This is a genomic window from Citrobacter sp. MGH 55 (genome assembly GCF_016906145.1).
Lineage (GTDB): Bacteria > Pseudomonadota > Gammaproteobacteria > Enterobacterales > Enterobacteriaceae > Citrobacter_A > Citrobacter_A amalonaticus.
The window spans coordinates 3,365,988-3,384,430 of record NZ_CP070239.1 but is presented as its reverse complement, the minus strand read 5'-3'; the positions used below and the strand labels follow the sequence as shown (position 1 = coordinate 3,384,430).

Genomic DNA, 18,443 nt, shown 5'->3' with positions numbered 1-18,443 from the left:
GCACAACGTTTACTGGGCCACAAAAATTTAACAATGACCAAAAAATACCTGGACGCACGCGGTGCAGAGTATGTTATGGTTTAGACAGGATATGGAATATTCGAGTAATTTTCGGGGGATTTCGTGTTAAGACCGAAAAAACCCTTGAGAAACAAATAGATAAAAAGAGACCGAATACGATTCCTGTATTCGGTCCAGGGAAATGGCTCTTGGGAGAGAGCCGTGCGCTAAAAGTTGGCATTAATGCAGGCTAAGTCGCCTTGCCTTTTAAGAATAGATGACGACGCCAGGTTTTCCAGTCTGCGGCTTGCGCGGCTGGAAAAAAACGGCGCTGATCACTGGCTGAAATGTAAAAACCGCAAGACGCTTTACAAAAGGCTTGCGGTTTTTTATTGGAAATCAGAAAGATACTTTTGGTAACTAACAGAGCTTTTCCGCTCGTTCGATAAACGGTGCCAGACTCATTTTTTCACCCGGTTTTGCCGGATCGTCAATCTGAATCACCGACAGGGGCTGCGCATTTGTTTTACCGCTCGCCACCTGCTCTTGTGCAACATCGTTTAACGGATACTGAACAAGCGTGCTGGGGTTAATCACATACAGCGCGTTTCCTGGCCGACAGGTCAGCATCACCTCTTCACGATTGAACGCCCATTTATCTTTACCGATTTCAAAACGGCTTACGGTGATGACCTGCGGTGCCGCCAGCGCAACCCCTGAGCTAGTCAGAAGCAGCAAAGAGAGAATCACTTTTTTCATGAATTTTGCCTGTCCTTCAGAACGGTTCCAGCGTCGCAAACACACTGACGATTGCCAGCACGACGGCGCCAACTCCCCATTCGATCTTCGTCATCCAAATAAAACACCGATTGATGCGTCGACTATCCTGCCGCATTCGTGGTACGAGAAGATACCGATTCGCCAGTGCGATTGCCACCATTAGCAGGACAAGTGCACATTTTAGCAAAAGCAGTTGCCCCCAGGCGGTCTGCCATGGCAGGGAAAAACCCTGAATAAACAGCAGATTGGTGATACCGGTGAGTAATACGCCCGCCACGGCAAGATGCCCATAGCGGGAAAAACGCATCATGGTGTAAACCGCCTGTTGCTGCCAGCGTCCTTTTGCCATGTGCATGCAATAAATCACCGGTAGCAGTCCTCCAAACCAGGTTGCAGCGCAAATCAGATGCATTGCATGGTTTGTCTGCTGGAGCGCACCAATAACCCCCGAGTGCAGTGTGGCATGCCCAACCCCCGTCAGCAGGGCAAACTGTGCGAGAGTTAAGAGCAGTAATAGTCGCGCTAAATTACGCGGCACAATCAACGCGACAACCAACGTAACCAGCGCCAGAACGATTTGCCAGAGCCACACACCGCCAAACTGAGTTTGCAATACCGCGCCCCAGACAGACACGGAGATAACATCCTGCCAGCCAGAGCCCATAAGCCCACCCTGGACTGCCAGCATCAGTAATGCACTCACAAAACTCCATAACGCAGCATGTTGTTGCAGGCGCAGGAAGCGTCTGCTCATCAGACGGCGGATCGATGCCGGCGCAAGCCATGCGCCGTAGAGCGCAGAGCCAAACACCAGCATCAGGGCGGTAAAATGGATGAAGCGGAGAACAACCCACGTCAGCGTCAGCATGTTTATTTCACACTAAAGGTGTACTGCCCTTTGGTTTTGTGCCCATCGACAGACACCACGTGCCAGTTCACCGTGTATTGACCCGGCTTCAGCGTTTCATCAAGCGGGACGATGAGCTGTTTTTTATCCTGTTCGTTACGCTTTGCGGGACGGGTTCTGATTCCCTCTTGTTTTGGACCGGTAATTGTCGCCCCGCTGAATCCGGGCTCAATACCTTCAGAGAAGTTAAGCGTCAGCGCCTGCGGCGCGGCGGTTACCTCGGCATCCGCCGCGGGATACTGGTGTGTCAGATGCGCATGCGCCCACACGGTGGGGGTTGCCAGAGCGACTGCCAGAAAAAGGAGCGTATAGCGGAAAGTACGTGCAGGAGAGACCATATCAACTATTCCCTTTTGTAATGACTTATCCTGAGAGGATAACCTTCTATAATGTTCGCGTCGACAATCATCAATTGCGGCTTGCCATTGTGGTCGACTCTTAGTAACTTCTGCGCGCAAGATCGAAGGAGAAGCCCATGCACAAAAATCTGGCTCAGCTTGAACAAGCTGAAATGGACAAAGTAAACGTAGATCTGGCCGCTGCCGGCGTCGCGTTTAAAGAGCGCTACAACATGCCCGTTGTCGCTGAAGTGGTAGAACGTGAGCAACCTGCACATCTGCGCGACTGGTTTCGCGAGCGTCTGATCGCCCATCGTCTGGCGTCCGTTTCGTTGTCCCGTTTACCGTATGAGCCGAAACCTAAATAATTTTTCGGCGTGAAGTTACATATCCTTACATATTGCCTGCTACAGTATAAGTGCATTCTTATTCTATGATTTAAGGATGATTGTAGACGCTATGAAAAGGAAGTCATTATGTCACGCTGGAAAATCGCTGCTGCACAGTATGAACCGCTAAAAACATCTGTTCGTGGACATATCGCTCATCACCTGAATTTCATCGACGCAGCAGCCCGGCAACAGTGCGAACTGTTGGTGTTTCCCGCCCTCTCCTTACTCGGTTGCATGGACGAATCGCAGTGCCTGCCTGCGCCGCCGGATATCGATATCAGTCTGCTACAACCGCTCTCTCAGGCCGCCCACGCGCACCGCATGACGATCATTGCCGGTCTTCCGGTCGAGCATAACAACCGTTTTGTCAAAGGGATTGCCGTCTTCGCACCATGGATAACCTCACTGCGTTTGTTTCCTCAAAGCCACGGCGCGTGTCTTGGTAAGGGCCTGAAAACGATCAGCGTGGTGGATGAGCAACCGGAAGGTGTCGATATGGATCCGGCGTTTTCTCTGTTTACCACCAGCCAAAGCGTCAGTGAGCCGGAATTGCTGACCTCCACGTCGCAGTTACAACATTTCTCACATCAATTCTCGATTGCCGTACTGATGGCCAATGCGCGAGGAAGTAGCGCATTATGGGATGAAAGCGGGCAATTAATTGTCCGCGCCGACCGTGGTTCGCTGTTATTAACGGGGCAGCGCACAACGCAGGGTTGGCAAGGTGATATCATTCCATTACGCTAATCGTTTTCGGTCAGGAGTTTTACATGCTGCGCATCATCGATACTGAGACCTGTGGCCTGCAGGGCGGGATTGTAGAGATCGCCTCTGTTGACGTGGTTGACGGTAAGATTGTGAATCCTATGAGCCACCTGGTGCGCCCTGACCGGCCAATCTCGCCGCAGGCGATGGCCATTCATCGCATTACCGAAGCGATGGTGGCAGATAAGCCGTGGATTGAAGAGGTTATCCCCCACTATTACGGCAGCGAATGGTATGTGGCGCACAACGCCAGCTTTGACCGTCGTGTGCTGCCAGACATGCCTGGCGAGTGGATCTGCACCATGAAACTTTCCCGACGCCTCTGGCCGGGGATTAAGTACAGTAATATGGCGCTCTATAAGTCACGTAAACTGAACGTGCAAACGCCTGCGGGTCTGCATCACCACCGCGCACTCTATGACTGCTATATTACCGCCGCGCTGCTCATCGATATTATGAATACTTCCGGCTGGACGGCGGAACAGATGGTCGACATTACCGGGCGGCCCGGGTTACTGACCACCTTCACCTTTGGTAAGTATCGCGGCAAAGCCGTTTCCGATGTCGCAGAGCGCGATCCGGGCTATTTGCGCTGGTTGTTTAACAACCTCGACAGCATGAGCCCGGAGCTGCGTTTAACCCTCAAACACTATCTGGATAACGCCTGAACAGCGCCGTTACCGGGCAATGTTCCCTGTGCCAGACCAATCAGGAATGCAAATTCCAGCGCCACGCCTTCCCAGGATTTATAACGACCTGACTTACCTCCGTGTCCGGAATCCATATCGGTGCACAGTAACAGCAGATGGTCATCAGTTTTCAGCTCGCGCAGTTTCGCCACCCATTTTGCCGGTTCCCAGTACTGGACCTGCGAATCATGCAGTCCGGTGGTGACCAACAGATGCGGGTAAGCCTGCGCCCTGACGTTATCGTACGGACTGTAGCTTTTCATGTAAGCGTAATACTGCGGATCTTTCGGATTCCCCCACTCCTCAAACTCACCGGTCGTCAGGGGTATCGACTCATCCAGCATCGTCGTCACCACATCCACAAACGGCACCTGGGCAACCACGCCATGAAAGCGTTCGGGACGCTCGTTGACTGCCACACCCATCAGCATTCCTCCGGCGCTACCACCCATGCCATAACAGAGAGAGGGCGAGCCGTAGCCCAGGGCAATCAACGCATCACAGGCATCGAGATAGTCGTTGAAGGTATTGCGCTTTTTCAGGAATTTACCGTCTTCATACCACTGCTGCCCCAGTTCGCTTCCGCCTCGCACGTGAACGATGGCATAGACGAATCCACGATCCAGCAGACTTAACCGGCTGCTGCTGAAATCGGCATCCATGCTGGCGCCGTAGGAACCGTAGCCGTAAACCAGTAACGGATTTTGCCCCTTTCGGAAGTATTTCTGATGATAGACCAGTGATACCGGAACCTCGACACCATCACGGGCGGTGATCCACAGGTGTTCACTGCGATAGTTGGCGGCGTCAAATCCCGGTACCTCTGTCTGTTTAATTACCCGTCGTTCACCCGTATCCATGTCCAGTTCAAACAGCGTGTCCGGCGTGGTCATCGAGGAGTAGCCATAGCGCAGGCGTGAGGTTTCCGGTTCTGGATTGTACGCAAGCCAGGTGACATAAGCCGGATCGTCGAAGGCAATCCCCACCACCTCGCGAGTTTTACGATTGATCTGCCGCAGGCTGGTTAAGCCACGCTGGCGCTCTTCCACTACCAGCCAGTCGGTAAAAAGCGTAAACCCTTCCAGCATGATCGCTTCACGGGCCGGGATCAGCGTTTCCCACTTTTTCTCATCGCGCACACGGGTGCGATAAAGACCAAAATTTTTACCCTCGCGGTTCGAACGCAGATAAAACTTATGTTGATAGTGATCGAGGCTGTATTCGTGGTCCTTGCGGCGCGGCAGAAAGATGAAAGGTTCAGCATCAGCCAGTTCAGCATCCAGCAGTAAAACCTCGCTGGTCGTCGCGCTCGCCAGATGAATGACGAGGTAATGTTGCGACGTCGTTTTGTGCAGGCTGACGTAGAAAGTGTCGTCTTTTTCTTCGTAAATCAGCTCGTCATCGGCTGAGGGCGTGCCGACGGTATGACGCCAGACCTGGTAAGGTAAGAGCGTCGTGGCATGTTTACGGACGTAGTAAAAGGTCAGGGAATCATTTGCCCAGACAAATTCGGGAGCCACATTATCCAGCATCTCCGGATACCAGTTACCGTTTTCCAGATTGCGAAAACGGATCCCGTACTGGCGGCGCGAAAGATAATCTTCCGCCAGCGCCATAATGGTGTTATCCGGCGTTATCGCCAGTCGTCCCAGAGTGTAGAACTCACTGTGTGCCGCCCGTTTGTTGCCATCAAGCAGCGTTTCCCAGTCATCCCATTCCTCACTCAGTGCAGACTGGCGTTGATAAATGGCGTACTCACACCCGGGTTCATAGAGATGGCGATAGCGATAACCGTTCTTCACGTATGGCGCAGAGGTGTCGCGGGGAGGAATGCGATCGATAATTTCTTTTAGCACACGATCCTGTAAGGCTTGCTGCGTAGACATAACCTGATGTCCGTAGCGGTTTTCCTGTTGCAGGTAGTCAAGCACCTCGGGCTGCGAGCGCGTGTCGTCCCGCAGCCAGTAGTAGTTATCAATGCGCGTGTCGCCATGGACCGTCATGGCGTAAGGGATACGATTTGCTTTTGGCAGCATGTGTCTGTTTCTTTCGTCTTTATACATCCTCTAAGGGTGGCAAAAGTCACGAATGATGCAAGCGAAACATGCTGCGCGCGGTATTTCGTTAGCCAGGTAATGCCTGTTTTTGCTGTTTCAAATCCTGCTCAATGCCATCACGGACATCCTGTGGGATCTTCAGCGCATCACCCAGCGCGTTCAGGTAGCTGCGCTCCATAAAGTGGTCGATATCAATCGCCGCACAGCTGAGGAAATAGATCTCCAGCGCCTCTTCTTCGTTGCGGATCCCCTGCGCAAGGCGCTGCGGATCGAGCGGCTGCTCAATCGCCTGTTCAATGAAAACGCGCCCCTGCTCTTCTACGCCGGCTTCACGCAGTTGCTGTTCGATTGCCGCCCGCTCGTTGGCATCAATATGGCCATCACTTTTCGCGGCGAAGACCAGCGCCAGGATCAGCCGTTCGGTGCGCACATCCAGCGGCGTACTTTGCGCGCCGAACTGTGGTTCACCCTGATGCGCCGCACGGATTTTATCCTTGTACTTGTTCCACAAGACCGTCCCCGCCACCGCACCACCGCCGACCAGCAGCGCGCTGGTGCCATATTTGCTGAGCAGTTTGCGTGAGGATTTGTTAGCGACCAGTAACCCCGCCAGACCACCCAGCGCGCCGGGTACCAGCAGCTTACTTAATCCCTGTTCACCTGAAGAAGAGGAGGACGATCCGTTTTGCCCGAGAAGAGAGTGTAATTGATTTAGCCAGTTAGCCATTTTGCCCCTCAAGTACTGACAATGAATTGTCAAAGCGTACCCGAGGGGATGTCAGGAAATGTCTGCCAGCGCTAAAGATGCGCAAATGTTCGTGCTATTGCGAACGATATTCCGCTGTGCCGGCCTTGCAGTCGACCTTCACCAGATAATGAATATCCGCACTTTTTCCACGCACGGTCAGCGGTACTACCCACTTACCCTCGCCACCGGTGATCTCTTTTGGATTAACCCATGCCACCGGGTCGGCCTGACCCACATGTTTTTGATCGTCGGCCCAACGCGCAATGCGATTCTGCTGATAATCGCGCTTAACGCTCGCCGCAATACCCTCGGTATCCAGACCTTCACAGTTAAGGAACTTAACCGTCTTACTGTCCGTACCTGCCGCAGACACCGATACGCTGGTGCATAACAACAGCAAGCAGGCTAACACGCCCGTTCTTTTCATACTTTTCCCTTTCTCCATAGCACAGTGATACAGGGAAAAGCATGGTACAAAACGTCAGGAGCGCAAGTCAGATTCAGGCCGCCTGCGTATCGTCCCCGGCAGCGGCGTCATTATCAACCACCTGCGGAGAAGGTAACTTACCGGTTTTGAGGATCGTGCTCAGCACCTCTTTTTGTTCGGCCAGCCACAGCGACAGCGCCTCACGCTGTTCGTCTTCCAGCGCTAACGGGGACTGTTCAAGCCAGGTGTCGAGTAGATCCGCCGTATCCAGCATCTTGTCATACGCATCGGCTTCCTTTTTGCTGGTAAATGACATTTTTTCCTCACCTTCCCGAATGACTACGTATTTAACTTCAACCGCCATGTTGCAGCCTCTCAATATTACTGTATTTATGTACAGTATATTCTATTTCACCGCTGAAATCAACCTGGCAATAAAGACAGACGCAAACGTTTTCGTATATACTGCGGCCAAATTTGTTGGGGGATATTTTCATGACGATATTAGGCACAGCGCTGCGTCCGGCAGCAACTCGGGTGATGTTATTGGGTTCTGGTGAACTGGGTAAAGAAGTGGCCATCGAGTGCCAGCGTCTCGGCGTGGAAGTGATCGCGGTGGACCGGTATGCCGACGCACCGGCCATGCATGTCGCGCATCGTTCGCACGTCATTAATATGCTGGATGGCGACGCGCTTCGCCGCGTAGTGGAGCTGGAAAAACCGCACTATATCGTGCCAGAGATTGAAGCCATTGCCACGGATATGCTGGTGGCGCTGGAACAGGAAGGGTTGAACGTCGTGCCCTGCGCGCGCGCAACAAAACTCACGATGAACCGTGAAGGTATTCGCCGCCTGGCGGCAGAAGAACTGGCACTGCCCACATCAACCTTCCGTTTTGCCGACAGTGAAGCCACCTTCCGCGACGCCGTGGCTGAAATTGGTTATCCCTGCATTGTCAAACCGGTGATGAGTTCATCCGGCAAAGGGCAGAGTTTTATTCGTTCCGAAGCGCAGCTGGCGCAAGCCTGGGACTATGCCCAACAGGGCGGTCGCGCGGGTGCCGGTCGGGTCATCGTCGAAGGGGTTGTGAAGTTTGATTTTGAAATCACCCTGCTCACCGTCAGCGCGGTCGATGGCGTCCATTTCTGTGCACCGGTAGGTCATCGCCAGGAAGATGGCGATTATCGTGAATCCTGGCAACCGCAACAGATGAGCGCACTGGCGCTGGAACGCGCTCAGGACATTGCCCGTAAAGTGGTATTAGCCCTGGGTGGTCACGGTCTGTTTGGCGTGGAGCTGTTTGTTTGCGGGGATGAGGTCATCTTCAGCGAGGTCTCCCCTCGCCCACATGATACCGGCATGGTGACGCTGATCTCTCAGGATCTGTCGGAGTTTGCCCTGCATGTACGCGCTTTCCTCGGACTGCCCGTGGGGGCCATTCGTCAGTATGGTCCGGCAGCTTCTGCGGTAATTTTACCGCGACTGACCAGTCAGGACGTGACGTTTGGCAATGTTCAGGCCGCCGTCGGTGCCGGTGTGCAGGTCCGTTTCTTCGGTAAGCCGGAAATTGAAGGATCGCGTCGCCTGGGTGTGGCGCTGGCAACGGCAGACAACGTTGATGACGCTATTGAACGCGCGAAGAACGCCGCCGCGCAGGTGAAAGTGACAGGGTAAACAACAGCAACCGTAGGCCGGATAAGGCAGTCATGCCACCATCCGGCAAAACCCGATGGCGGCGCTAACGCGTCTCATCGGGCCTACGGCTTACACATGGGTAGCTTACTGCTTCGCGCCTTCAACCGCTTCGCGAGCCAGTCTGGTGATACGATCGTAGTCACCAGCTTCCAGCGCGTCATTCGGCACCAGCCAGGAACCGCCGATGCACAGCACGCTTTTCAGTGCCAGGTAATCGCGGTAGTTAGCCGGAGAGATGCCGCCAGTCGGGCAGAAACGCACCTGAGAGAACGGACCGGCAATGGCCTGCAGTGCTTTAGTGCCGCCATTGGCTTCTGCCGGGAAGAATTTGAACTCTTTCAGGCCGTAGTCCATACCCAGCATCAGTTCAGAAACGGTGCTGATGCCAGGAATCAACGGGATCGTGCCTTCGGTTGCCGCTTTCAGCAGAGGCTCGGTCAGACCTGGGCTGATAGCGAACTGCGCACCGGCTGCAGTAACCTCAGCCAGCTGCTGCGGATTCAGCACCGTACCCGCACCCACAATGGCTTCCGGAACCTCTTTGGCGATAGCGCGGATAGCATCCATCGCGCAGGCGGTACGTAACGTCACTTCCAGTACGCGCACCCCACCCGCAACCAGCGCTTTTGCCATCGGCACAGCGTGTTCCAGTTTATTCACTACGATCACCGGGACAACCGGGCCGGTGGTCAGGATTGCTTCTGCACTTGTTTTCCAGTTTTTCATCAGAGTTTTTCTCTCGCCTGATTACAAAATATGCCTTAAAAATGAATACAGGTTGCGCCCTGTTCTGCGCCGGACAACTGTTCACGCAGCGCGCCGAACATTTCACGCCCCGTACCGATGCGCGATGCGCTCAGATCCGGGATATGCGGCTGGCGAGCGGCAAGCTCCGCCTCATCAACCAACAGCGTCAATTCACCTGTCTGTCCGTTCACCCGAATAATGTCGCCATCGCGTACTTTTGCCAGCAGTCCGCCATCATAGGCCTCCGGGGTTACATGGATGGCTGAAGGCACTTTACCGGACGCACCGGAAAGTCGACCATCAGTAACCAACGCAATTTTGAAACGACGGTCCAATAATACACCAAGTGGCGGCATGAGTTTATGTAATTCTGGCATTCCGTTCGCTTTTGGTCCCTGATGACGCACAACTACCACGCAGTCACGGTCCAGCAGACCCGCTTCAAAGGCCGGCAGGACATCATGCTGACTTTCAAAAACAACGGCTGGTGCTTCAATCACCTGATTCTCGGCCGGTACGGCGGACGTTTTCATAACCGCACGACCGAGGTTACCACTCAGCACTTTAGTGCCACCATGATGAGAGAACGGCTGGTCAAAGGAGGCAATGACATTGCTGTCCAGCGATTTGGCCGCGCCTTCACGCCAGTCGAGTTCGCCATTGTTCAGCCACGGTTCCAGGGTGTAGCGCTTCAGGCCGTAACCGGCCACGGTGTTGACGTCTTCATGCAGCAGACCCGCGTTCAGCAGTTCACGCATCAGGACCGGGACACCGCCCGCAGCCTGGAAGTGGTTAATATCCGCCGGGCCGTTAGGATAGAGACGCGCCATCAGCGGCACGATGTCGGAGAGGTCAGAGAAGTCATCCCAGTTAATCTGGATACCCGCAGCGCGGGCCATCGCCACCAGGTGCATGGTATGGTTCGTTGAACCGCCGGTCGCCAACAGCGCGACAATCCCGTTCACCACCACTTTTTCATCAATCATTTTGCCGATCGGCATCCATTCGTTACCGTTACCGGTCAGACGCGTCACCTGGCGCGCTGCTGCTGCCGTCAGCGCTTCACGCAGCGGAGCATCCGGGTGAACAAACGAGGACCCCGGCAGTTGCATCCCCATGAACTCCACCACCATCTGGTTGGTGTTCGCGGTACCGTAGAACGTGCAGGTGCCCGGCGCATGATAGGAGGCGGCTTCAGACTCCAGAAGCGCCATACGATCAACTTTACCTTCAGCATAAAGCTGACGAATGCGGACTTTCTCTTTATTCGCCAGGCCGCTCGCCATTGGACCTGACGGCACGAAGATGGAAGGCAGATGACCGAATGACAGCGCCGCCATCGCCAGACCCGGGACGATTTTGTCACAGACGCCGAGGAACAGCGCACCGTCGAACATGTTGTGAGAGAGTCCCACCGCGGCGGACATCGCAATCACTTCGCGGCTCAGCAGCGAAAGCTCCATACCGTCCTGCCCCTGCGTTACGCCGTCACACATTGCCGGAACGCCGCCCGCGACCTGCCCGACCGCATTGGCTTGATGCAGCGCTTTGCGAATGATGTCCGGATAATGTTCGTAGGGTTGATGTGCGGAGAGCATGTCGTTGTAGGAAGTGATGATCGCGATATTGTTACGCAACATGCTTTTCAGAGAGGCTTTATCATCTGGCTGACAAGCCGCGAATCCGTGCGCCAGATTCCCGCATGCCAGTTGTGAGCGGTGCACGGTCGAGGATTTAGCCTGTTCTATACGAGCGAGGTAGGCAGAACGGGTCTCACGGGAACGTTCAACAATACGTTGTGTTACGCGTAACAAATTCGGATTCATAGAGGCTCCTGAAATTTATCTGTCAGAGCTACAGGTTTGGCAAGTTCATTTACTGCGTGTATAAATACAGGAAACGCTTGTTCACCGGAACTCAGGGGCAAAATCGTTTCAGGCAGTGTAATAAAAAAAGCCTCGCGGGTGAATCCACACGAGGCTTAAAAGTGCAAAAATTGTTCAACAATCTGTGTTAGATCATGTTACCGGTAAAATAACACAGGAGTGGTAGACACTTTTACTCGAATTCATTCCAGGAACGACCGTCACGGGTGATCATCGCCACCGAAGCAACCGGTCCCCAGGTCCCGGCCTGGTACGGTTTCGGCGCATCGTTGTCCATTGCCCACGCTTCGGTAATGGAGTCGACCCACTTCCACGCCTCTTCGACTTCATCACGACGCACAAACAGCGCCTGAATGCCGCGCATGGTTTCCAGCAGCAGACGCTCGTAAGCATCCGCCAGATGCGTTTGATTGAAAGTCTCGGAGTAGCTCAGATCCAGCTTGGTGATTTGCAGGTTATGCTTGTGGTCAAGACCCGGAACTTTGTTCAGAACCTGGATATCCACGCCTTCATCCGGCTGCAGACGAATGGTTAGCTTGTTCTGCGGCAGATCCTGCCAGGACTCTTTAAACAGGTTCAGTTCAGGCGTTTTGAAGTAAACCACAACTTCAGAACATTTCGTCGGCAGACGTTTACCGGTACGCAGGTAGAACGGCACGCCCGCCCAGCGCCAGTTATCAATGTCGACGCGGATCGCCACAAACGTTTCGGTGTTACTGCTCTTGTTCGCACCCTCTTCTTCCAGATAGCCCGGGACTTTTTTGCCCTGAGCAAAGCCGGTGGTGTACTGGCCGCGAACGGTTTTTTCACGCACATTTGAACGATCGATACGACGCAGCGACTTCAGCACCTTCACTTTTTCATCACGAATGGCGTCAGCGCTCAGATCCGACGGCGGCGACATCGCAATCATGCACAGAATTTGCAGCAGGTGGTTCTGGATCATGTCGCGCATCTGCCCGGCCTGGTCGAAATAACCCCAACGCCCTTCAATGCCCACCTCTTCTGCCACGGTGATTTCCACATGATCGATCGTGCGGTTATCCCAGTTATTCACAAACAGGGAGTTGGCAAAACGCAGCGCCAGCAGGTTCAGAACGGTCTCTTTTCCCAGATAGTGGTCGATGCGGTAAACCTGGCACTCTTCAAAATATTCGCCAACCTGATCGTTGATCTCGCGAGATGTCGCCAGTGAGGTACCCAACGGTTTTTCCATCACCACGCGTGCCGGTTTGGCATTCAGTTTCGCTTCGCCCAGTCCCTTACAGATTGCGCCAAACGTGCTTGGCGGCATGGCGAAGTAGTTGATCGTGGTGCGGTTTTTCTGATCGAGCATCGCCCCAAGACGAGTAAACGCCGCGGTATCGTTCACATCCAGATTGCAGAAATCCAGGCGAGCGCTCAGGGTGTCCCACAATCCTTCATCAATCTTTTCTTTCATGAAGGTTTCGAGCGCTTCGCGCACCACCTTCGTGTAGGCATCTTTATCCCAGTCGGCACGGCCTACCCCGATAATGCGGGTTTCAGGGTTGAGCTGACCGGCTTTTTCAAGTTGATACAGGGAAGGCAGCAATTTACGACGCGCAAGGTCGCCTTTCGCGCCGAAAATGACCAGGTCACATGCCTGGGCTGTTTGCGTTACCGCCATGTCATTCTCCTTAGTTAGCTATCCTGGTACTTTGCCAGGCATTACTTGTAATTTTATTACAGTGCACTGTACTGCTTTTACGTGATTCCGGAAACCGTAAACGCTTAACCCACCGTGCGGTTGGCGCTTAACGGCGCAAATTGGTCAAAATTGTCGTTGGTTTGCGACGCATAAAGGTGAGTCAAAACACGATGTTGATCATGTTATGAAAAAAAACAACAACTCTGCTGACCATTTTGCCCCCTTCTCTGATTAGCAGGGGTACTATCTACCAAAATTGCCTCTCGATTTCTTGTATCACTGAAATCGTTATTTCCTTGAGTCTACATCATGAATATGCTGGAAAAGATCCAGTCTCAACTGGAACATTTGAGCAAATCTGAACGCAAAGTCGCCGATGTCATCATCGCCTCACCCGAGCGGACCATCCATTGCAGTATTGCCACGCTTGCGCAGGAAGCCAACGTCAGTGAACCGACGGTGAACCGTTTTTGTCGCAGCATGGAAACCCGGGGCTTCCCCGATTTTAAACTGCATCTGGCACAAAGTCTGGCAAATGGTACCCCTTATGTTAATCGTAATGTGGATGAAGATGACAGTGTCGAATCCTATACGGGCAAGATTTTCGAATCCGCGATGGCCAGTCTTGACCACGTTCGCCAGTCGCTGGACAAATCGGCGATCAACCGCGCGGTGGATTTACTGACGCAGGCCAAGAAAATCGCTTTCTTTGGCCTGGGGTCGTCCGCCGCCGTCGCCCATGATGCCATGAACAAGTTTTTCCGTTTCAACGTTCCGGTTATCTACTCCGACGACGTCGTTTTGCAACGGATGAGCTGTATGAATTGTAGTGACGATGACGTGGTCGTGCTGATTTCGCATACCGGTCGCACCAAGAGTCTGGTCGAACTGGCGCAGCTTGCACGTGAAAACGATGCCATGGTGATCGCGTTAACCTCCGCTGATACGCCGCTGGCGCGTGAAGCCACGCTGGCAATTACGCTCGATGTGCCGGAAGATACTGACATTTATATGCCCATGGTCTCTCGACTTGCGCAGTTGACCGTGATAGATGTGCTGGCTACGGGATTTACTTTGCGCCGTGGGGCAAAATTCAGAGATAACTTGAAGCGTGTCAAAGAAGCGCTCAAGGAATCGCGTTTTGATAAAGAACTGCTCATCAAGAGTAATGACCGCTAATAGCAATAATAAGTACGACTTAAATTCGTCATCCGGTTTTGTTCGCTATGCTATGTAGACCCTACGTAATTCGAGTTGTGGAAAGGCGGCAACGCAGCGAATCTTCAGGAGCTTACTGAAATCAGTGACTGGGGTGAGCAAGGAGGCCAACGCACAGGCAACCAGAAGTATGACGGGTGTAAGGTTTTCAGAACTGCCGGATCAATTTTCACGCAACACCTAGTTGTTTCAGTCAACGGAGTATTACATGTCCAGAAGGCTTCGCAGAACCAAAATCGTTACGACATTAGGCCCGGCTACCGACCGCGATAACAATCTTGAAAAGATTATCGCTGCTGGTGCTAACGTCGTGCGGATGAATTTCTCTCACGGTTCGCCAGAAGATCATAAAATGCGCGCGGATAAAGTTCGTGAGATCGCTGCCAGATTGGGACGCCACGTAGGCATCCTGGGTGATCTCCAGGGGCCAAAAATTCGCGTCTCTACCTTTAAAGAAGGCAAAGTATTCCTCAACATCGGTGACAAATTTCTCCTGGATGCCAACCTGGGTAAAGGTGAAGGCGACAAGGAAAAAGTCGGCATTGACTACAAAGGTCTGCCGGCAGACGTGGTACCTGGCGACATTCTGCTGCTCGACGATGGCCGCGTGCAGTTAAAAGTGCTGGAAGTTCAGGGTATGAAAGTGTTCACGGAAGTGACCGTGGGCGGCCCGCTCTCCAACAACAAAGGCATCAACAAGCTGGGCGGCGGTCTCTCCGCAGAAGCCCTGACCGAAAAAGACAAAGCCGATATCGTGACCGCCGCTCAGATTGGCGTTGACTATCTGGCTGTCTCCTTCCCGCGTTGCGGCGAAGATCTGAACTACGCTCGCCGCCTGGCGCGTGATGCGGGCTGCGATGCCAAGATTGTGGCCAAAGTTGAGCGTGCCGAAGCGGTCTGCGACCAGAATGCGATGGATGACATCATTCTGGCTTCTGACGTGGTAATGGTCGCTCGTGGCGACCTTGGCGTTGAGATTGGCGATCCGGAACTGGTCGGCATCCAGAAGACGTTGATTCGTCGCGCACGTAAGTTGAACCGCGCGGTGATTACCGCGACCCAGATGATGGAGTCGATGATCACCAACCCAATGCCAACCCGTGCCGAAGTGATGGACGTCGCGAACGCCGTGCTGGATGGTACCGATGCGGTCATGCTGTCAGCCGAAACGGCGGCAGGCCAGTACCCGGCGGAAACCGTCGCGGCGATGGCGCGCGTCTGCCTGGGTGCAGAAAAAATCCCCAGCATCAATGTCTCCAAACACCGTCTGGACGTACAGTTCGACAATGTTGAAGAAGCGATTGCGATGTCCGCCATGTACGCAGCAAACCACCTGAAGGGGGTGACCGCGATCATTACCATGACGGAATCCGGTCGTACCGCGCTGATGACTTCTCGCATCAGCTCCGGCCTGCCGATTTTCGCCATGTCCCGTCATGAGCGTACGCTGAACCTGACGTCGCTGTACCGTGGCGTCACGCCGGTGCATTTCGACAGCGCGGCAGAAGGCGTTGTCGCAGCAAGCGAAGCGGTGAATCTGCTGCGTGACAAAGGCTACCTGGTGTCCGGCGATCTGGTGATCGTGACGCAGGGAGACGTGATGAGCACCATTGGCTCAACCAATACCACGCGTATTCTGACCGTCGAGTAATCGACGGCTGATACAAAGAGGCCTCTCATGTGAGAGGCCTTTTTTTATTTGAGGGGGTAGAGATCTTTGCGCTTATACGGCTGGATCTCGCCCGGTTTGCGGGTCTTCAGCAGTTTCAGGATCCAGGTATATTGCTCGGGATGCGGGCCAACAAAAATTTCCACCTCTTCATTCATTCGACGGGCAATAGTGTTGTCATCAGCGGTCAGAAGATCGTCCATGGGCGGGCGCACCTGAATCGTCAACCGGTGGGTATCGCCGTTGTATACCGGGAACAGCGGAATGACGCGCGCCCGACACACTTTCATCAGTCGACCAATGGCCGGCAACGTCGCTTTATAGGTGGCAAAGAAATCGACAAACTCACTGTGTTCAGGACCATGATCCTGATCGGGCAGATAATATCCCCAGTACCCCTGACGAACAGACTGAATGAACGGCTTGATGCCGTCATTACGCGCATGCAGGCGACCACCAAAGCGGCGGCGCACCGTGTTCCAGACGTAATCAAACACCGGGTTTCCCTGATTATGGAACATTGCCGCCATCTTCTGGCCCTGAGACGCCATTAACATTGCCGGAATATCCACACCCCAGCCATGCGGCACCAGGAAGATCACCTTTTCGTTGTTGCGGTGCATCTCCTCGATGATCTCAAGCCCTTCCCAGTCAACGCGCGACTGAATTTTTTCCGGACCGCGAATCGCCAGTTCCGCCATCATCGCCATGGCCTGCGGCGCAGTTGAAAACATCTCATCGACGATAGCCTCGCGCTCAGCTTCGCTACGTTCCGGAAAGCACAATGACAGGTTAATCAACGCCCGGCGACGCGAGCTTTTACCCAGACGCCCGGCGAAACGACCCAGTTTTGCCAGCAGCGGGTCGCGAAAGGATGCAGGCGTTAAGGCGATACCCGCCATCGCCGCGACGCCCAGCCATGCGCCCCAGTAACGCGGATGGCGAAAAGATTTCTCAAACTCAGGGATGTACTCACTATTATTTTTTTTTGTTTCCATGCTTATCCAGTGCCTGATGACGCGAAAAGTAAATCTGATGATAGTGTAGCGGCGCACCCTGCCGCGCACAAAATAAAAAAGCCGGCACACGCGCTGCGTACCGGCTTTGAAGTCATGAGTGATTAATCGAAGCGTAACTGCGGCAGAACCTCTTTGACCTGCGCCAGGTAATCGGTACGATCTTTACCGGTCAGCCCTTCGGTACGCGGCAGTTTCGCCGTCAGCGGGTTAACCGCCTGCTGGTTAATCCAGACTTCATAGTGAAGATGCGGGCCAGTAGAACGTCCGGTGTTACCGGAGAGTGCGATACGATCGCCACGTTTAACCTTTTGTCCCGGTTTCACCAGCAGTTTACGCAGGTGCATATAGCGCGTGGTATAGGTACGACCGTGACGCACCGCCACATAATAGCCAGCCGCACCGCTGCGTTTCGCCACGACGACTTCACCGTCACCCACGGACAGCACCGGCGTCCCCTGCGGCATCGCGAAGTCCACGCCTCTGTGTGGCGCGACACGTCCGGTAACCGGGTTGGTTCGACGCGGGTTGAAGTTAGACGAAATGCGGAACTGTTTCGCCGTCGGGAAACGCAGGAAGCCTTTCGCCAGCCCGGTACCATTGCGGTCGTAGAACTTTCCGTCTTCGGCACGGATAGCGTAATAATCTTTACCTTCTGAACGCAAACGCACGCCCAACAACTGGCTCTGCTCACGCTTGCCGTCCAGCATTTCACGAGACATCAGCACAGAGAACTCATCGCCTTTTTTCAGTTTGCGGAAGTCCATCTGCCACTGCATCGCTTTGATCACCGCGCTAATTTCAGCGCTGGTCAGCCCGGCAGCTTTCGCACTGGCGACGAAGCTGTTGCCAACGGTGCCTTTCATCAGGCTGTTTACCCAATCGCCCTGCTGCGTTTCCGCGCTCATTTTAAAGCCGTTCGCCGCAGTACGGTCATAGGTACGGGTTTCGCGACGCGACATTTCCCACGTCAGACGCTGTAAATCGCCGTCCGCGGTCAGCGTCCAGGAGAGCTGTTGACCAATCTTCAGATTACGCAGCTCTTTATCAGACGCGGCAAGCTGGGCGATATCACCCATATCAATGCCGTACTGATTCAGAATGCTGCTGAGGGTATCGCCCGTCGAAACGACATATTCATGAACGCCCGCTTCTCCCGAGGTTTTGTCGTCCAGCTCATCCTGAGGAATGGCTTCATCTTCCTGTGCCGCCTGATCGATAGGCTCGCTGGCCTCCGGGAGCAGTGAACGAATTTCGCTCTTCTCCAGTTCGATCGTTTTAACAATGGGGGCAGATTCCGGGTGATAAACGTAAGGCCGCCAGACAGCAACGGCCAGTGTCAGAACAGTAAGCGACCCCAGCATAACGCGATGGGGTCTGGGCAGATTATTAAATGCCAGGGCGACAGAGCGGGCTATCTGTTGCACGTATTCACTTCCT

General features: G+C 53.9%; 19 protein-coding genes. 7 read left to right on the top strand and 12 right to left on the bottom strand.

Annotation, left to right across the window (positions count from 1 at the left end):
• Nucleotides 1-254, top strand: a 254-nt coding sequence (locus tag JTI98_RS13775) for a hypothetical protein (protein ID WP_216082280.1), incomplete at its 5' end; no start/stop codon positions are given.
• Between the two features lie 166 nt (nucleotides 255-420).
• Here the strand turns inward: JTI98_RS13775 and JTI98_RS13770 are convergent.
• From JTI98_RS13770 to yobA, 3 genes are read right to left on the bottom strand one after another with little or no spacing between them, the layout of a single operon-like run.
• Nucleotides 421-759, bottom strand: coding sequence for a YebY family protein (locus JTI98_RS13770; RefSeq protein ID WP_043000379.1), 339 nt, complete (start codon nucleotides 757-759; stop codon nucleotides 421-423).
• A 16-nt stretch (nucleotides 760-775) separates the two neighbouring features.
• Nucleotides 776-1,648 carry a copper homeostasis membrane protein CopD gene (gene copD / locus JTI98_RS13765; protein ID WP_216081377.1) on the bottom strand — a complete coding sequence of 291 codons (873 nt, stop codon included), beginning with the start codon at nucleotides 1,646-1,648 and terminating at the stop codon, nucleotides 776-778.
• 2 nt (nucleotides 1,649-1,650) lie between these two features.
• Nucleotides 1,651-2,025: a CopC domain-containing protein YobA gene (gene yobA / locus JTI98_RS13760; RefSeq protein ID WP_216081376.1), complete on the bottom strand. Its 375-nt coding sequence runs from the start codon at nucleotides 2,023-2,025 to the stop codon at nucleotides 1,651-1,653.
• Nucleotides 2,026-2,162: 137 nt separating this feature from the next.
• On the opposite strand from yobA, the gene JTI98_RS13755 reads away from it, so the two are divergent.
• From JTI98_RS13755 to exoX, 3 genes are all read left to right on the top strand, one after another.
• Nucleotides 2,163-2,393, top strand: a complete 231-nt coding sequence (locus JTI98_RS13755; RefSeq protein WP_042318454.1) for a DNA polymerase III subunit theta — start codon at nucleotides 2,163-2,165, stop codon at nucleotides 2,391-2,393.
• 108 nt (nucleotides 2,394-2,501) lie between these two features.
• On the top strand, nucleotides 2,502-3,164 hold the full coding sequence (locus JTI98_RS13750) for a carbon-nitrogen hydrolase family protein (protein WP_104446580.1): 663 nt from the start codon (nucleotides 2,502-2,504) through the stop codon (nucleotides 3,162-3,164).
• Between the two features lie 23 nt (nucleotides 3,165-3,187).
• Entirely contained in the window at nucleotides 3,188-3,850 is a 663-nt protein-coding gene (gene exoX, locus JTI98_RS13745; RefSeq protein WP_043000375.1) for an exodeoxyribonuclease X, read from the top strand.
• On the opposite strand, the gene ptrB is transcribed toward exoX, so the two are convergent.
• The 4 genes from ptrB to yebG form a co-directional block, all read right to left on the bottom strand.
• The gene (ptrB, locus tag JTI98_RS13740; RefSeq protein ID WP_216081375.1) at nucleotides 3,832-5,907 is read right to left on the bottom strand and encodes an oligopeptidase B; all 2,076 of its coding nucleotides are present in this window, start codon (nucleotides 5,905-5,907) and stop codon (nucleotides 3,832-3,834) included. The genes exoX and ptrB overlap by 19 nt on opposite strands.
• An 88-nt stretch (nucleotides 5,908-5,995) precedes the next feature.
• Nucleotides 5,996-6,655, bottom strand: a complete 660-nt coding sequence (locus JTI98_RS13735) for a tellurite resistance TerB family protein (protein ID WP_043000373.1) — start codon at nucleotides 6,653-6,655, stop codon at nucleotides 5,996-5,998.
• Between the two features lie 94 nt (nucleotides 6,656-6,749).
• Nucleotides 6,750-7,103, bottom strand: a complete 354-nt coding sequence (gene yebF, locus JTI98_RS13730) for a protein YebF (RefSeq protein ID WP_043000372.1) — start codon at nucleotides 7,101-7,103, stop codon at nucleotides 6,750-6,752.
• A 73-nt stretch (nucleotides 7,104-7,176) separates the two neighbouring features.
• Nucleotides 7,177-7,467 (bottom strand): DNA damage-inducible protein YebG, encoded by a 291-nt coding sequence (yebG, locus tag JTI98_RS13725; protein ID WP_058588171.1) that lies wholly within the window; start codon nucleotides 7,465-7,467, stop codon nucleotides 7,177-7,179.
• Between the two features lie 131 nt (nucleotides 7,468-7,598).
• On the opposite strand from yebG, the gene purT reads away from it, so the two are divergent.
• A complete protein-coding gene (gene purT / locus JTI98_RS13720; protein ID WP_058588172.1) occupies nucleotides 7,599-8,777 on the top strand; it encodes a formate-dependent phosphoribosylglycinamide formyltransferase in 1,179 nt (392 codons plus the stop codon).
• A gap of 105 nt (nucleotides 8,778-8,882) precedes the next feature.
• Here purT and kdgA read toward each other — a convergent pair whose 3' ends face one another.
• The 3 genes from kdgA to zwf form a co-directional block, all read right to left on the bottom strand.
• Nucleotides 8,883-9,524, bottom strand: coding sequence for a bifunctional 4-hydroxy-2-oxoglutarate aldolase/2-dehydro-3-deoxy-phosphogluconate aldolase (gene kdgA, locus JTI98_RS13715; RefSeq protein WP_043000369.1), 642 nt, complete (start codon nucleotides 9,522-9,524; stop codon nucleotides 8,883-8,885).
• Between the two features lie 35 nt (nucleotides 9,525-9,559).
• Nucleotides 9,560-11,371 carry a phosphogluconate dehydratase gene (gene edd, locus JTI98_RS13710; protein ID WP_044257635.1) on the bottom strand — a complete coding sequence of 604 codons (1,812 nt, stop codon included), beginning with the start codon at nucleotides 11,369-11,371 and terminating at the stop codon, nucleotides 9,560-9,562.
• A 232-nt stretch (nucleotides 11,372-11,603) separates the two neighbouring features.
• Complete coding sequence (gene zwf, locus JTI98_RS13705; protein ID WP_043000367.1) at nucleotides 11,604-13,079, bottom strand: glucose-6-phosphate dehydrogenase; 1,476 nt, start codon at nucleotides 13,077-13,079, stop codon at nucleotides 11,604-11,606.
• A 330-nt stretch (nucleotides 13,080-13,409) separates the two neighbouring features.
• Here zwf and JTI98_RS13700 point away from each other — a divergent pair, with 330 nt between their 5' ends.
• Nucleotides 13,410-14,279 (top strand): MurR/RpiR family transcriptional regulator, encoded by an 870-nt coding sequence (locus tag JTI98_RS13700; protein WP_043000366.1) that lies wholly within the window; start codon nucleotides 13,410-13,412, stop codon nucleotides 14,277-14,279.
• 247 nt (nucleotides 14,280-14,526) lie between these two features.
• Nucleotides 14,527-15,969: a pyruvate kinase gene (gene pyk / locus JTI98_RS13695; protein WP_043000365.1), complete on the top strand. Its 1,443-nt coding sequence runs from the start codon at nucleotides 14,527-14,529 to the stop codon at nucleotides 15,967-15,969.
• Nucleotides 15,970-16,013: 44 nt separating this feature from the next.
• Here pyk and lpxM read toward each other — a convergent pair whose 3' ends face one another.
• Both lpxM and mepM read right to left on the bottom strand, forming a co-directional pair.
• Nucleotides 16,014-16,985, bottom strand: a complete 972-nt coding sequence (lpxM, locus tag JTI98_RS13690; RefSeq protein ID WP_043000364.1) for a lauroyl-Kdo(2)-lipid IV(A) myristoyltransferase — start codon at nucleotides 16,983-16,985, stop codon at nucleotides 16,014-16,016.
• A 122-nt stretch (nucleotides 16,986-17,107) separates the two neighbouring features.
• Nucleotides 17,108-18,430 carry a murein DD-endopeptidase MepM gene (gene mepM / locus JTI98_RS13685; protein ID WP_216081374.1) on the bottom strand — a complete coding sequence of 441 codons (1,323 nt, stop codon included), beginning with the start codon at nucleotides 18,428-18,430 and terminating at the stop codon, nucleotides 17,108-17,110.
• Nucleotides 18,431-18,443: the final 13 nt, after the last annotated feature.